14 protein-coding genes are annotated in these 16,101 nt (G+C 43.9%); 9 read left to right on the plus strand and 5 right to left on the minus strand.

What is annotated here, in order from left to right; translation table 11 throughout:
- On the plus strand, positions 1 to 3,628 hold a 3,628-nt coding region (locus tag ABYU67_RS00005), incomplete at its 5' end, for an Ig-like domain-containing protein (protein ID WP_372842896.1).
- 249 nt (positions 3,629 to 3,877) lie between these two features.
- Entirely contained in the window at positions 3,878 to 4,741 is an 864-nt protein-coding gene (purU, locus tag ABYU67_RS00010) for a formyltetrahydrofolate deformylase (protein WP_372843110.1), read from the plus strand.
- A gap of 111 nt (positions 4,742 to 4,852) precedes the next feature.
- Here purU and ABYU67_RS00015 read toward each other — a convergent pair whose 3' ends face one another.
- Entirely contained in the window at positions 4,853 to 5,659 is an 807-nt protein-coding gene (locus tag ABYU67_RS00015; RefSeq protein WP_372842897.1) for an inner membrane protein YpjD, read from the minus strand.
- Between the two features lie 233 nt (positions 5,660 to 5,892).
- Between ABYU67_RS00015 and ffh the strand changes: the two genes are divergently transcribed.
- From ffh to ABYU67_RS00050, 7 genes are all read left to right on the plus strand, one after another.
- Positions 5,893 to 7,440: a signal recognition particle protein gene (ffh, locus tag ABYU67_RS00020; RefSeq protein ID WP_372842898.1), complete on the plus strand. Its 1,548-nt coding sequence runs from the start codon at positions 5,893 to 5,895 to the stop codon at positions 7,438 to 7,440.
- Positions 7,441 to 7,636: 196 nt separating this feature from the next.
- Positions 7,637 to 8,320: a tRNA (adenosine(37)-N6)-threonylcarbamoyltransferase complex dimerization subunit type 1 TsaB gene (gene tsaB / locus ABYU67_RS00025; protein WP_372843111.1), complete on the plus strand. Its 684-nt coding sequence runs from the start codon at positions 7,637 to 7,639 to the stop codon at positions 8,318 to 8,320.
- A gap of 103 nt (positions 8,321 to 8,423) precedes the next feature.
- On the plus strand, positions 8,424 to 9,266 hold the full coding sequence (locus tag ABYU67_RS00030) for an undecaprenyl-diphosphate phosphatase (RefSeq protein WP_372842899.1): 843 nt from the start codon (positions 8,424 to 8,426) through the stop codon (positions 9,264 to 9,266).
- 67 nt (positions 9,267 to 9,333) lie between these two features.
- Positions 9,334 to 10,251 carry a class I SAM-dependent methyltransferase gene (locus ABYU67_RS00035; RefSeq protein WP_372842900.1) on the plus strand — a complete coding sequence of 306 codons (918 nt, stop codon included), beginning with the start codon at positions 9,334 to 9,336 and terminating at the stop codon, positions 10,249 to 10,251.
- 126 nt (positions 10,252 to 10,377) lie between these two features.
- Positions 10,378 to 10,629: a hypothetical protein gene (locus ABYU67_RS00040; protein ID WP_372842901.1), complete on the plus strand. Its 252-nt coding sequence runs from the start codon at positions 10,378 to 10,380 to the stop codon at positions 10,627 to 10,629.
- Positions 10,630 to 10,642: 13 nt separating this feature from the next.
- The gene (ubiA, locus tag ABYU67_RS00045; RefSeq protein WP_372842902.1) at positions 10,643 to 11,566 is read left to right on the plus strand and encodes a 4-hydroxybenzoate octaprenyltransferase; all 924 of its coding nucleotides are present in this window, start codon (positions 10,643 to 10,645) and stop codon (positions 11,564 to 11,566) included.
- Entirely contained in the window at positions 11,559 to 12,233 is a 675-nt protein-coding gene (locus tag ABYU67_RS00050) for a DUF4112 domain-containing protein (RefSeq protein ID WP_372842903.1), read from the plus strand. The genes ubiA and ABYU67_RS00050 overlap by 8 nt, the downstream gene beginning before the upstream one ends.
- 106 nt (positions 12,234 to 12,339) lie before the next feature.
- Here ABYU67_RS00050 and ABYU67_RS00055 read toward each other — a convergent pair whose 3' ends face one another.
- The 4 genes from ABYU67_RS00055 to ABYU67_RS00070 form a co-directional block, all read right to left on the minus strand.
- On the minus strand, positions 12,340 to 12,954 hold the full coding sequence (locus tag ABYU67_RS00055) for a hypothetical protein (RefSeq protein WP_372842904.1): 615 nt from the start codon (positions 12,952 to 12,954) through the stop codon (positions 12,340 to 12,342).
- A 71-nt stretch (positions 12,955 to 13,025) separates the two neighbouring features.
- Positions 13,026 to 15,113, minus strand: a complete 2,088-nt coding sequence (gene mnmD / locus ABYU67_RS00060; RefSeq protein ID WP_372842905.1) for a tRNA (5-methylaminomethyl-2-thiouridine)(34)-methyltransferase MnmD — start codon at positions 15,111 to 15,113, stop codon at positions 13,026 to 13,028.
- An 87-nt stretch (positions 15,114 to 15,200) separates the two neighbouring features.
- Positions 15,201 to 15,686 (minus strand): hypothetical protein, encoded by a 486-nt coding sequence (locus tag ABYU67_RS00065; RefSeq protein ID WP_372842906.1) that lies wholly within the window; start codon positions 15,684 to 15,686, stop codon positions 15,201 to 15,203.
- Positions 15,683 to 16,012 carry a YciI family protein gene (locus tag ABYU67_RS00070; protein WP_372842907.1) on the minus strand — a complete coding sequence of 110 codons (330 nt, stop codon included), beginning with the start codon at positions 16,010 to 16,012 and terminating at the stop codon, positions 15,683 to 15,685. The genes ABYU67_RS00065 and ABYU67_RS00070 overlap by 4 nt, the downstream gene beginning before the upstream one ends.
- Between the last annotated feature and the right edge of the window lie 89 nt (positions 16,013 to 16,101).

A 16,101-nucleotide genomic window follows, 5' to 3' on the forward strand; every position in this document is an offset into this window, starting at 1 on the left:
AGGTACCATTAGTGTCAAGCTATCGACCAAAGATAAGCAATTACCTGTTACAGGACAAACAGTTGCTATTCAGTTGGGTAAAGTAGCGATTGACTATGGCGTTACCATCAATACAGAATCGGCAATAACTGATTTTAATGGCGAGACAACCTTTATAGTTAGTATTCCCAACACCTTAACAGCAGAAGAGCGGGCTAAGCTTAAGCTTACTGGTATTAACTATCAGCTGTCCTATGTCGAAAAAGGCATTACCTACTCTGAAATCAACACAGTTAATATCACAACTCCTAAAGTTGACTTAAGCATTCTTAATGCAACTAATAACATTGATAATCAAGCTGGCTACATTCTTAACAATGTAGGTAGTAATGTTACGATACAGGCTCAGCTTAATAACCAATCAACTGATGAACAAATAACTAGCCAGCCAGTCAAATTAATATTTGAAAACAAATCACTAGCAAGTCTTCTAATAGTAAATGCGCAGAATGGTTCGTCAAATATCATTGCTACTACAGATAAAAATGGCTTAGTTAACTTTAATATTGTGGTCCCAGGCAGTTTAACTGATGCGGAAAAAGAAGCGCTTAGCAAGGAAGTATTAACCGCCACCTTGACAGAGACGCTAACAGGCAAGCAGCAGCAAGTTAAAATCAAAGTACAGTCTATGACTGCTGCAATCTCTTTGATTGCTAAACAGACAAACCCGCTGAATCTAAATGGTGGAGAAACTCAAATTGAAGTGACTGTTGCAGACAAATCAGTAGAGCCAAAAGTTGTTGCGGGCCAAAAAGTATTCTTGGCGCTGCCAGCAGCTATCGCCAGCCAAGGCGTCACATTAGTATCAGGTAGTAGTCAAATTACTGATAATTCAGGTAAAGCTGTCTTTACTGTCGCTGTACCTAATAGTTTAACTGATGCACAGAAAGCAGAGATTGCGAAAAACGCCAACAGCTTTTCTATCGGATTATCAGCAGCTGATGCTAATGGTAATATAGTAACCCAAGCCAGTTCAGTGACTACAGTTACCCCAGATCCAAGTGGTACCAAGGAAAGTCTTAGTATTGGGGCAAATAAAGTTGTTAATACCAAAGGTGATACATTTAAGGTATTCGTTCGTTTAGAAAATAAAAATGGTGCTATTGCCAATCGTGCTGTTCGTTTAAATGTAGACGATCCTATAAAAACTGGGGTTAGCGTTTCTAACGGTACTATTAACACTAATAGCGATGGCGTGGCAACTTTTGACCTTAAGCTTGAAGCAGGTGCGAATGTCAACCAAGCTATATTACAAGCAGGTATTCGTTTAACAGCAACTACGACGACCGTAGAAAACGTTAAATTAGAGCAAAACTATATTGTTGCTGTAGATAACGCAACAGTCGATAGTTATCAGCTCATAGCATCCTCTGATAAATCCACATTAAATACTGGTGGTGACCAAACGAATGCGATATTCCGTGTGACTGACAGTAGTGGTGGTGTTCTAGCAGGGGTGCCTGTACAGTTTAGTATTGAGAATTTAGAAGCAAGCGGCGCCGCTTTAACGACTCCGAGTATGGTAACGACGGATGCTAATGGTCAGATCGATGTTGGTGTTGTCTTAGCCGCCAATACGGTCAATGCCCGTCTAAATCATAGTGTAGTGATTAATGCTAAACTCGTTACGCCACAGTACGGTGCAGATGGTAAAGTCAGTATGCAAGTACGTGAAGAAAAATCTCTTAGCTTGTCAGCAGTAGGTACTGAAATTACTCTTGCTGCTACAGAGACTAAGCTGAAAGACGGAGGACTAACTACTATTAGTACCACTCTGGTAGATGGCGCTGGACGTGCTATTGCCAACGCTGGTGTGGAGTTAGTCGACACAAACGGTGATATTATCCATTCTAGTGCGACTGCTGTTAGCAATGCAGATGGTCAAGCAGTATTTAATATTAACGAAGCTAATTTGACCTTTGATAGCAATGGTAACTTACGTGTATTTGCTCGTGCTTTGGGTGAAAATAGCATCAATACTCAACGCAGTCTAAATAGTATTGAGCTGATTAAGGTTTCGCAGGCAGGTATTAGCTTTATTGACGTTAAAAACGTTTATGATGTAAATACCCCACAGGTCATAAATATTCAGATACGTCGTGATACAGCGGTACAAGCGGCAGGTCTGATTGGTAAGCAAGTCGAAGTGCAAACTACGCTTGGTGAATTTGCAGATGGTAGTGCTGCTAACAACAAAGTTATTGTTACAAAAACCATTGACGCCGCTAATATAAATGGCAATATTATTACGATACCAGTTACTTTAACATCGCAGCTTGCTGGCATTACTGCCTTACAAGCGATCATATTGGGCGATACATTGCCAAATGGTGAACCGCGCTATAGAGCTACTGTTGATACGCGATTCCGAGCTACCACACCTGATAAGATGCTATTCCAAGCGGTGAAGTCTGTTATTACTCCAGGTGGTAGTACTGAAATTGTTGCTACAGTAAAAGATAAAAACGACGTGCCAGTTGAAGGACAAACCGTTGTCTTTAGTCGCACGTCAGACTCTTCAGCAGGTCGTTTGTCAGCTGCCACAGCAGTAACAAACAGTAGAGGTGAAGCACGTGTTGTCTATCAAGCCAACGCCAGCTCACCTATTGGCGGTGTGATTATCAATGCTCGACTACTCGATGATAAATTTAATGTTCCTACTAGAACAACCACTATTACCGTATCAGAAGAAGCAGTGTATACCACCTTAGCATTCGCTGATAAGATATCATCAGATGATATTTATTATACTGTACGTGGTTCGATATCGGTCATGGATGGTTCGGGCCGTGCTGTGCCAAATAAAGAAGTATCAATTAAGTCTTATGCAGTTGAATACGCTCAAGGAAAGGTATGCTTACTGAATACAAATGTAGCTTATCAAGGTGCAAATACTATAGATAAAGATGGTACAGTAAATACGCCAGCACTTAAGACATCTACTAAGCAAGAACCACTTATCTTTAAGTCTAATTGGTATGATACTGAAGATCCAGAGTATAATTACACTCTAGATAAAGATGCTGACATCAATATCAATGATGATGGTAGTATAGGAAATGGTAGATTAGATCCTATCAATCCAGTAGCTATTATAAATGGCCAAGTATCTGAAGATGGTTATTCATTTACAACTGATGAAGTAGGGCGAGCTGATTTTGAGATTCGTTATCCAATACGCTATTCAACTTGGGTGAAAGTGCGGTTTGATGCTTCAACGTTCTTGAACGGTAGTGAGAGTACACAAAGTATCAACTATGTATTACCGTATCAGTTGGGCGACCTGTCGATAAGTGATTCGAGCTTAATGACACCTTGGATAGATCATGCAAGTCCATTTGGTACTGGCGGTGTTCCATGTATTGATAGTATGAGTATCACTATCGATGCTGAGAAGGATATCTCTAAGGTGGTTTTATCTCCTTATCAGCCGAATTATTCTGTATCTATTAACGGTGAAGGTCCAAGTAACATATCTACGGGTTATAACAGCTTCATAGTAGACTTTAGTAAAGCATTTGACTTAGGGTCTACTATTAGCGTAAATAGTAATGGATTTGGCTTTTCTAAAGTAATTCAAGCCCAGTAGAGATTAACAACCTTATAAAATACAAAAAACCCCCAACCTCGCGTTGGGGGTTTTGTATCTATAATATCAATAACCAAATACAAGCAACTCAATCAGCAAATTCTTGCAAAAACGATTAGAATAGTCGGTTTCCTATGCTGCTATCTATATTAATAGTAAGCAGCACGTTTTATTTTAATTGGGCGCACTATGTCAGACATTGCAACGATTGCTTCACCGAAAAAGTCACTTCAAGTGGCAACTAAAGAGATTTCCGCTATCACTGCTACAGCCACACTATTGATTAAATGCCGTGACCAAGCCGGTATCGTACAAGCCGTATCTGAGTTTATTCATCGCTATGGCGGTAATATTATTACGCTAGATCAGTACTCAACTGCTCATGAAGGCGGTCAATACTTTATGCGTTTAGAGTTTGCCTTAGCAGGATTGAGCGAGATTATCGATAATTTTGAGGCCAGTTTTGCCCATACGGTTGCCAAACGCCACAATATGGAATGGCGCTTACATGACAATGCCATTAAGACTAAAGTTGGTATCTTGGTATCCAAATTTGACCATGCCTTATTAGACTTATTATGGCGTCATCAGCGCGGCTTGCTCGATTGCGAGATTACCTGCGTAGTGAGTAATCATAGTGCGTTACGCCAAGCAGTCGAAAATTTTGGTATCGTTTTTCATCACGTGCCAGTGACCAAAGACAATAAGGTAGAGGCAGAAGAGCAGATTCATACATTAATGGCGGGTAATGACTTATTGGTATTAGCGCGCTATATGCAGATACTATCATCAGACTTTGTGAAGCGCTGGCCGATGCAAATCATCAATATACACCATTCGTTCTTACCTGCATTTGTCGGTGCGGATCCTTATCGTCAGGCTTATGATAAAGGCGTGAAGCTAATTGGGGCAACCGCCCATTATGTGACCGCTGAGCTCGATCAAGGGCCTATCATTGAGCAAGATGTGCACCGCGTCACTCATCGTCAAGGCGTCACTGAACTGCGTGCTATTGGTCGTGATATCGAGCGCAATGTATTGGCACGCGCCGTCAATTGGCATGTACAGAATCGGGTAATTGTGGCGGGTAATAAGACAGTTGTCTTTAATTAGCTTTTTATTAACGCGATTTGAAATTAAGAAAAACGCATTTAACAAAGAAGCTGCCCGTATTACTATTTATTACGGGCAGCTTTTTTCAAGATCACTATCGTAGCACAGGTTTTATAACAGCATCTCCAGCACAAACTTACTACCTACAAAACCAATGGCCAATAAAATAAAAGCATAAATGGTCATATTTGCGGCACGTTTGCCGCGCCATCCAGCTCGCCAATTACCGATAAGCAATACGCCAAATAGCAGCCATGACAATAGACTAAAGGCAGTTTTGTGGATAAGATGCTGCGCCATCAAGTCTTCTACGTAGATAAACCCGATGCCGAGTGCAACGCTAAGTAGGACAAAGCCGACCAATAGCATATCAAATAATAGACTCTCCATACTTTGAAGAGATGGCAGCTTATTGACCCAAAAACGATGAATCGATTGATGCTTAAGCTCACGTATTTGTAATCGCAAAACCAGCGCTTGTACCGCTGCCATCAGCAGCACACAATAGGCGGCAAGCGATAGCAGAATATGAGTCTCAAGCCCTATGCTGATATCCGTAATCGGGCGATAAGGCGCGCGTCCAACATAACCAATTAAGATACCGATAAGAGCGGTCGGCGCCGCCAATATGCCGAGACTGATAATCGGTCGATACAGAGAAAACATGACGTAAAAAAACAAAAAGAACAAACTGATTAAGCTGATGATATTAAACAGATTGAAATTTAGCCCATAAAGTGTGACTACGTGCGGATAAAGTAGCGCTGCGTGTGCCAACATGCCCACAAACAATAAGCCTAAGCTTAGGCCTTTACGTATAGGTTTATCTTGAATCAGCGCCCAACCAATATAGGTGCTGACTAAAAAGTAAGCCATCACAGCAAGTAAGAATGCAAGTTGCAAGATAAAGAACCTCATCTCATAATGGGCGCAAAATACGCGCTTAATTTTATGCTAAAGTGGTATTATTAGAATAATTGTCCAATTTATCATAAAATGGCAGTCAATTGAGCACCATCTTATGTATTCCTGATAAATGCTTGGCAATTGGGCTTAAATGCCCGCCATCGCATACTCAAATCTTATGTACCAGCTCTTTCATTGATAAAGAGTTAAGTTTTACACAGCATTATTTTAACTGAGAGCTATTTATGTTTGATACTTTAACAGAACGATTATCGTCGAGTCTGCGCAATATCGCAGGCACAGGACAGTTGACCGAAGACAATATCAAAGACACTTTGCGTGAAGTGCGTATGGCGCTATTAGAAGCCGATGTCGCACTGCCAGTGACCCGCGATTTTGTAAAGCGTGTCAAAGAGCAAGCGCTTGGTGCTGAAGTGCTCAAAGAGTTGGCGCCAGGTCAAGCTTTTGTCAAAATCGTCCATGACGAGCTGACCGAAATGATGGGCAGTGCCAATCAGCAGCTTGAGATGACGGGTAAGCCGCCAGTTGTTTATCTGCTAGCAGGTTTGCAAGGGGCGGGTAAAACCACCACGGCTGGTAAACTGGCAAAGTTTTTACAAGAGCGCCATAAGAAAAAAGTCATGTTGGTGTCTGCTGACGTCTATCGTCCAGCGGCGATTGCCCAGCTTGAGCAAGTGGCAGGACAAGTAAAGGCTAAGTTCGTCAATTCAAGTGTTGATGAAAACCCAATCGATATCGCCCGCCGCGCTATCGAAGAAGCTAAGATTCAGTATCAAGATATCTTGATCATTGATACCGCCGGCCGTCTCGCTATCGATGAAACCATGATGGATGAAATCAAAGCGCTCACCGCTGCGGTTAATCCTTCTGAAACCCTATTTGTTGTTGATGCGATGACCGGTCAAGATGCGGCTAATACTGCCAAAGCCTTTAACGATGCGCTGCCATTAACGGGCGTTATTTTGACCAAGACTGATGGTGATGCTCGCGGCGGTGCGGCGCTATCTGTACGTGCCATCACAGGTAAGCCGATCAAATTCTTGGGTCGCGGTGAAAAACTTGACGCCCTAGAGCTGTTTCACCCAGAGCGTATCGCCCAGCGTATCCTTGGTATGGGTGACGTCTTAAGTTTGGTCGAAGAAGTTGAGCAAAAGATTGACCGTGATAAAGCCGAGAAAATGGCGAAAAAGATGCAAAAGGGCGGCGAGTTCGACCTTGAGGATCTATTGACCCAGTTTCAGCAAATGAAAAGCATGGGCGGCATGGCAGGCTTCTTAGATAAGATGCCAGGTATGGGCGGCTCGGATATGCAAAAAGCGGTCGAAGATGCCAAACCTGAAGAAAAAGTGCGGGAGATGGAAGCCCTGATTAATTCGATGACCCCATTTGAGCGTAAAAATCCTGATAAAATCAACCCAAGTCGTAAGCGCCGTATTGCTGCAGGCTCAGGTCGTGAGATTCAAGACGTCAATCGTTTGCTCAAGCAGCATAAGCAAATGGCAAAAATGATGAAGATGATTTCTAAGCCTGAAGGTATCAGCAAAATGATGAAATCAATGCAAGGGCTGATGGGCGGCGGCGCTGGAGCGGGCGGCGGTGGTCCATTGTTCGGAGGTGGCGGTCAAAAAGGCGGCACAAAAGATGTGAACCCGCAGCAAATGGCAAAACAGATGGGACTTGACCCAAATAGTATGCCAAGCGCTGAAGACATGCAAAAACAGATGCAAGAGCTACAAAATCAAGCGCCTAAGGGTTTTAAAAAGCGCTTTTAATTGATTTAAAGTTATTTGTAATACTTATAACATAAAAACCTCAATGCCATTTAGCGTTGAGGTTTTTATGTATATGCTGTTTGCATAAATTCTCACAAACAATGTGTTAAAAAGATAGAAAGTCAGTCAATTAATCCATCCTAAATGCTATGATAGACGCAGTTTTACGATGCCAAGAGAATGAGCCGAGGTGATGATGTTTTTAGCAATGGATACCGTGTTTGATCAGTGTTCGATCGCGATTTTAGACGCAAGTGGGCAAGTGCTGTCAAGCCATACTGAGTCAGGTAAACGCCAGCAGACCCAGCAAATCTTGCCGATGATTGACGCGGCATTATCTGAGGCGCAGCTAAAACTGACTGATATACAAGCCCTTATCTTTAACCGAGGTCCTGGCGCCTTTAGCGGTATACGTATCAATACGGCAGTGGTACAGGCATTGTCGGTTTCGCATGATACTCCTTGTGTGGGCGTTTCAAGCTTGCAAGCAATTGCACAAACGGCATATCAGCAGTATGGTCTAAAAGAAGTATATAGCGCCCTTGATGCGCGTATGCAGCAGGTATATTTCGGGCATTATATGCTGATAGATACTATTATGCAGCCCGTTCATCCAGATAATGCCGAAGATGGCGAGCAGTTGCTTGATTATCATAGCCAGACGGCGCTTAATATTCCTATCGTTGGTAATGGTGCTGGTTTATTAACGCTGCATGACGGTCAGATCATTCATACTGAGACTCATCCCGATGCTACTGTAATGGGACGACTGGGTATTGCCCAGTTTATGGTGGATGGTGGAACGGAAGCGGCGCACGCTTTACCCAAATACTTACGCAATCAAGCGTGGAAAACGCTCAAAGAGCAAGGGAAGGCATAGTGATCATAAGCTATTACCAGCCATTATCAGCGCCAGTTAAAATATAAAAATACTCTAAAAATCATCTCAAACAGACAGCTGGTCTGTATTTAGGAAAGCCATCGTGGATATTATTTTATTAATTCAAGCTGTCATCATGGGTATCGTTGAAGGTATCACTGAGTTTTTACCCATCTCTAGCACAGGATATCTTATTTTATCTGCTGATTTGATGGGTTTTTGGACCAAAGAAAAGGTCGATTTGTTTGTGGTGGTAGTACAGTTTGGCGCTATTTTAGCGGTGATTTATGACTATTGGGGCAGACTCTGGCAGGCTCTGATGGGGCTGTTGACGGGTAAGGCAGAGGGTATGAAGAACCCACGTCAGCTGGGACTTAGTCTGATTGTCGCCACCATTCCTGTGATGATCGTTGGCTTTACCTTTGCTGATGAAATTAAAGCTTATTTATTTAATCCTATCGTCGTGGCAATTATGCTGATTATCGGCGGCTTGCTGATATTTTATGTTGAAAATCGCCCAAAAGCTATTATTGCAGAAGAAGCTGAGGACGTAAGCCTAAAGACAGCTTTGATGATAGGTTTGATGCAGTGCCTTGCACTGATACCCGGTACCTCACGCTCAGGTGCGACGATTATTGGTGCCCTGTGGCTTGGCGTCTCACGTAAAGCTTCTGCTGAATTTTCTTTCTTTTTGGGTATTCCGGTTATTATTGGTGCCGCGCTCCTAGATTTTATAAAGCACCGTGATGTTTTGAGCAGCAGCGAAGATTGGTGGGTAGTAGGCATTGGTACCACCGTGTCATTTATCGTCGCCTTACTTTGTATTCGCTTATTGGTTGCTTGGGTCAGTCGTCGTGACTTTAAAATCTTTGCATGGTTGCGCATCATCACGGGTGTATTGGTCTTAATAGCTGCTTGGGGTTTTGGCTATCAAATGGTCGGCTAGATTTGATCATAAAAGGGCTTTTAATAGTCAATCAGAAGGGTGTCAGTATCAAAAAGGAGTGGCAGTCGTGACCAATATAAAGCAAGTAACGATCCAAGTACCGACCACTGTTATCAACTGCCAACTATTTTATGTTAATGAAACGCAGGTAAGCCAAGTTGAGAGATTGCAAGCACTGATAGCTGAACATGGACTGCCTATTGTTTTAACTATCGAGCTGATAACAGACAGACTAAACCAAAAGCGTCGACAGCAGCTGAGTCAAATAGCTACCCAACCTATCTTGCTGTTGGATGAAAAAGATAAGCTTTCATGGTTAAGTGATGGGTTAAGCGTTGCGCCTGAGTGGGATAAATTGCAGCGGCGTGTCGTCAGTGCAGGCCGTAAGTCTGAGTTGCTACTACAAGCGGCAAAATTGACCGCAGATAGCAGGGTGATTGATGCAACTGCTGGTTTTGGTCATGATAGTTTGATACTGGCGAGTACGGGTGCCCAAGTGACCATGCTTGAGCAGCAGCCACTGATGGCGCTGCTACTACTTGTAGAACAGCAGCGTATAAGTGTACTGCCAAATTGGCAAAAGCTGATGTCACGTTTGCAGATTATCAATGCCGATGCGTTAAGCTATTTTGAAAGTCTGCATATTGCCAGACATGATAACCCTATAGAGGCAGATAGCGAGCAAGCCGTCGATGTGGTATATCTGGACCCTATGTTTCCAGAAGATAGCTACCAAGATAATAAGACGGGGAAGGGGGCGAAAGTCGGTAAGCATATGCAAGCATTACATCAATTGGCGCGTCCGCCAACATTGGATGAAGAACAGCTGTTACTAAAATCGGCGCGAAGCATAGTCAGTCAACAAGGTCATACGCAAGGTCGTGTCATCGTTAAGCGCCCACAATATGCTCCGCTACTTGCCAATCAATCGCCAAGCGAGAGCTGGAGTAATGAAGCGCTACGTTTTGATGGCTATTTTGATTAATTGGTACTTTAATTGAACGCTACTTTGGCTGATGGCTATTTTGATTGAAGGCTGCTTTGGTTGCTGATTGCTATATTTGCTTAATACACTGAGCATATCTACGTTTGATTGATTTAGGAGCAAGGAATGTCAACGATTATAATTTGGGTCATTGGAGCAGGTCTCTTACTGATAAATATTGCCCTGCGGACACAGATTCTACAGCTCAAAGCACATTTAGAAGCCCTTAGAAATCCTAAAGAACAGATAAACTACTTACGGCAGCAAGCAACGCTGAGTCAGAATAATAAGATGGCATCCATCAAAGCGTTACGTAAGCAATACCCTGAGATATCACTCATTGAAGCCAATCACTTGTGGCAACAAATCCAATCATAATAATTAAGACACCATGACCTTTTACAACAAACTACAAGCTTATATCCAGCTAACCCGTTTTGATAAACCAGTCGGTATCGAACTGCTACTGTGGCCAACATTATGGGGCGTGTTATTTGCGGCGATGGGACAGGCGCAGCAACAAGGCGCAGGCTTAACAGCAGGTCTGCCCAGTCTTAGCATCTTTGTGATTTTTGCCCTTGGAGCGATATTGATGCGGGCAGCAGGCTGTGCCATTAATGATTTTGCTGATCGCAAAGTTGACGGTCATGTAAGCCGCACTAAGGGTCGTCCGTTAGCCGATGGCCGTTTGTCTGCCAAAGAGGCGCTAGCGGCTTTCTTAATACTGGTATTACTCAGTGCCAGTTTACTGCTGTTTTTACCCATTGACGTCTTCTATTGGTCATTTGGTGCTGTGATACTGGCTTTTATTTATCCATTTATGAAACGCTATACGCATTTGCCGCAAGTGTTTTTGGCAGCTGCTTTTGGTTGGGCGATACCGATGGCATATGTGGCGATACAGGGCGCGCCTGATATCTGGTGTTGGCTGTTATTTATTGCCTATATGTGCTGGACCGTCGCTTATGATACTCAGTATGCGATGGCTGACCGTGAGGATGATGTAAAAATTGGGGTCAAATCAACCGCCATATTATTTGGTCGTTATGATGTGATTATCATCTCGTTACTACAGATGTTGTTTTTGGTGCTCATGGGCGTAGTCATGTGGCATTATTTTGCCCCGACCAGCTTAGGTATTACGCCAGTCTTTGGCTTGGCATTGGTCGCCATGATGTTTGCCAAGCAAAACAGCGCCTGCGCCAGTCGTAACGCGATGGCTTGTTTTAAGGCTTTTTTAGCCAATATATGGGTAGGGCGCTATGTCTTTGCGCTTATAGCCATCGCTTGTATATGGACGACTTTTAATGGATAAGCTCAATAAATTTTCGAGATTAAAGGCCAAGCAATCCTCTGCGCATGGTGCTTCTAAGAGCGGTTATGAGGCGAGACTGGCGGCGCATGGTTTGACGCGCGAGCAAGTGATTGAGACGGAGCGTAAATTGGCAAAATTTGCCAATACTATGGATTCGCTTGTACGTGTGCCCTTTACTAAGCAGGGCATGGGCGCAGATGCGGCGCTCTCGACCATTCCACTGGCAGGGGATTTGGCGGGTCTGGCATTAACCAGTTATGCGTTTATATTGGGTCGTCAGCTGGGCGTCCCTGCGCACAAAATGACGCCCGCTGTTAGATTGGCACTGGTTGATATGGTGGTTGGTATCGTACCGGGGATTGGGACGCTGCTTGATGTTTTTATTCGCCCAAGCCGTAAGACTTTGAGCATCGTCCATGAGCACTTGCAAAACGAATATGGCATCACCGAAACCATGCATATGGATCGACCGTTTTTGCATCAATCTCTTGAAGATAAGCAGCAGAGCCGGTTTGGCGCTTTTTGGCGCAATCGAGTGGTTGCTTGGCTGTATCTGCATATTCCTGATATGTTAGGTCTCATTGTCATTGCTATTATTGGCTGGGGTTTGTGGTCACTAATGAGCTGGCTTGTGGGTCTATTTGGTAAAACCACGGGATTTGGTTAAATAAAATAAACTAGGTCAAATGAATAATAAAAAAAGCTGCAACGATATCAACGTTTGCAGCCTTTTTATTGCCATTTTTCACTACGTATTTTTATGGCTATATAGCTTATTCAGTTATCACTTCTGCATCGGCACTAATGGCATCGAAGCTTGTTATCTTATCATTTTGAATAAAGTCGATCGTACCGCCGCCAGCATGACTGACCAGCTGTATACTGCCATCGCTTGAGCGATAGGTGGGATTGTTCCCTTGACCTTCAGGCGCGCTTAAGGTTATTTTTGGTTTGTTCGGTAAGGTGACGATAGCGTTGAGCATACCTGCTGCCGAGGTCTCAAAAACGACGGATAATGATTCGCCTGCCGCGCTTTTATAGCGAACATCTGTGATTTGCGCCCCTTTAATCGCTTGCTCGGGATTGGGCACTGGAGCCGGCTCACTGACCGAACTGGCTGTTGTGCCAATATGATCTTCTAGTGCCGCTCTCACATCTTGCTCTGGATTTGTAGCAGGTTCAATGGTATTCATATCATCAGTGTTGTTTACTGCGTTGATATTAGAGGTGACGGGCGTCGTTTGAGTTGCCACCTCAGTTGGTGTCTCATGAGTTTCTTCAGGCTCTGGGGTTTTTTGACAAGCAGTCAATAATGAGAGACTTAAAAAAACGGCAGCTGCCTGAATGTACGGTTTTGATGCTACTAAAGTAAAAAGATAGGTTTTCATAATAGGACCGCTATCCATTAATGAGGGTCATAGTGAATGTAATAATTAGGCATCTAGCTGGGGTACGGCACCTAGATTACTGATGGACGTGTTTTATGGGTATGCGCATTATGTAGCCGTGCTCGATTGGGCAAGAGGCGCGCCAACATCGCAGCAGATAAAGGTGTAAAACAGCCTAACATCATATCGGCTAACGCTTCAGCACATATGGGTGCAATCGCATAACCTTTTGCGCCCACGGCTGACAGTGTCCATAAACGCTTACTTTGGGTAAGCAAGCCGACCAGTGGATGATAGTCCAGCGTTTGAGTACGAATGCCAGCACGTGCCTGCCATGTACTGATATCATTTGGCAAGATGCTGCTCAATTCAGGCATATCTTCAATCAATTTATCATAGTTTTGCTGATTGTCTGCACGTCTGATATCGATATCTGTATCGCCATCGATAAAGCTTGCCCCAAGTAAAAACTGCGGCTGATTTTCGCGAATGGGATTCAGCGCCGCATCACCGTTTTGTCCGATAAATGGTGCACAGTAGCCACTGTATTTGAGCGGCAGTTTAGGCAATTTGCTCAGTTGCTCAGCAGTTGGGGTAAACCAAGACAGTTGCCCGCGAATCGTACGGCATTTAACGATACGCTTATCCAATTGATGGCTTTCATACGCTGCGCAAATCACAACATGATCCGCTGTGACAGTCAAAGAAGATTGGCTTGCATTTTTATCCTCTGCAAAACCTGTCAACATAACATGGTTTTCTGTCTCTTTAATATCGGTAATATTGAGCTGCTGATAGGCGATATTAGGATGCGCAAGAATCACGGTTTTTAAGGCTTGTGGATTGACTAAGCCAGATTGCGGCAGGTATAAGTTATTGGCTAAATCTTTATGCTCTAAACCGCTGATATCCTGTGCTTTTTGAGTGCTGATGGTGGTTGCCATGTTATCTGGATAGTCGGCAATCTGCGCTGTACCAATATTGGTTTTTACCAATAAGTCTAATGTGCCAGTTTGCTCAAATATTAACGGCGACTTTTGCAAAGCGACTTGTTGATTAAAATAGCGGTATAAGCGCCCACTGTATAAGTAGCCAATAGAATGCAGATGCTCGTAGACATGATGAATCGGCGTCATATTAGGCGCAAGGAGGGCGCGTGGATTACCAGATGCACCAGCCAGCGGTGCGTCTTTATCAAGCACTGTCACGCTGATACCATGATTGGCAAGCGTCCATGCCGTCAGCAGTCCTGCCACGCCAGCACCAATAATGACTGCAGTGTTAGGATGGTTGGGTAACGGTGCCTTGTTAGATAAGGTTGAGAGAGGCTTCTCTAAAGATGACATCTCACTCATAACGGCTGTAAGCATCTCACGCTTACGACCAAACCCTTTAACCTTTTTGATAATAAAACCATGCGATTGCAGCCCACGTTTGACGATACCAGCAGAGCTATAGGTAGCAGCAGTGCTGCCAGCACATGACAAGCGCTGCATTTGGCTAAAGATACTTGTAGCCCACAAGCTCTCATTGCACGAGGGCGCAAAACCATCTAAAAACCAGGCATCAATATAAGGTCGCTTAAGACGGCTCTCAAACCCTAAACTTGATAAGCTGTCACTTGCATCCCCCAACCAGATATCAAGGGTCAAGTTATCTTCAATAAAGTTAAGTCGATGACAACCAGCGATAAGAGGCGGATAGCTGGCTAATAACCGCTCAATCAGTGCTGCCAGTTCAGGTGCACGCTGCGCCCATAGACTGAGTATGCGGGTTAAATCGCCCAGTGGTATAGGGTGCTTTTCAGTGGTAATAAAGTGCAAACGAGCGCTTGCTAGGTGTGGGTGTGCTAGTCGAAGCTGTCGCCATAGCTGCCATGTCGCAAGTAAATTTAGCCCTGTACCAAAACCTAATTCGGCGATAGTAAAGCATTGTTTTGCTGCAAGGTTTGCTAGACGCTCTGGCAGCTGGTTATTCTCCAAAAACACATAACGTGATTCTGCTAAACCATCCGCTTGCGAAAAATACACGTCGCCAAACTCGCCGGATATCGGTACTTTATGACCAGCATCATCGGTTTGCCACTCAATGCTAGCGGGGAAGATAACGTGTACGGGTGTCGTGTTTTTGCTCGTATTGATCGAGACAGGTTTTGACATAATTATTCATCAATCAAGCAGGTATTCAGTACGCCTCAAACAAATAGCCATCAGGTCAGTGCATGATAGTAAGGAGTTAAAATGTGGCTACCAGCGCTCACGGCGGACAAACACCAGCCAAGAGATAAAAATACCAACCAATAAGCTAATCAAGACGGTAAAAGCACCATATAAAAATAATTGACCTTGACTCTCATAGACCAAGACGTTGGCTTGCGTCTGCAAATCATTGACTTGGCGCTGCAACTGCGCATTACGGCTTAACAACTCTTGATTGGCGGCAGATAAGGCTTTATTAGATGGCTGTAGCTGTGCTGCTAAGGTATCACTAATATCAGTGGCAGGCTTTGCTGCGGTCGCCATTTCCGGGACTGGCGCGGTTGTTTGAGTTTGAGGGGCATTATTGGCAGCAATTAATGCCGGTGCAATACCTGAGATAGTATCCGTCTGAGTCGTTTGAGTCGGCGCTGCATATGCTGACATTGACAGAGCAGAAATGGAGACTAGGCTCGCAGCAGCCATCGCTGTAAAAGCAGTATTAGGACTTTTTAATGAGAGTAACCGTTGAATCACGATGCTGGCACCTCATTGCTTGTGCTGACATTCACTGCTGGTAGGGCTTGAATAAATGGCTTGATGTCGACATGACTGTAGACACCGTCGCGCAAATATGGCTCAGCGCTTGCCCACGCTTGGGCTACCTCAAGCGAGTCAAAATCAGCAATGATAAGGCTGCCTGACATCTCATTTTTGCCATGTTCGATAGGCGTAGGTCCAGCGATAACCAAGCGCTGCTCACAATTTAAGACTTGTAAGCGTTCAATATGCTCTGCACGTGTCAGCTGACGTTGAGCGCTACTGCCTGCTACGTCGTGACCGATAATGGCAAATAAGGACATGCGGCTTCCTCAATTAATAAAAATAAAGCGTTAGGATAAATAATGATAACGCGGCATTTTGTCTTTTCAGATTTTTTAAAGCCTGACAG

The organism is Psychrobacter sp., from assembly GCF_041554015.1.
GTDB lineage: Bacteria > Pseudomonadota > Gammaproteobacteria > Pseudomonadales > Moraxellaceae > Psychrobacter.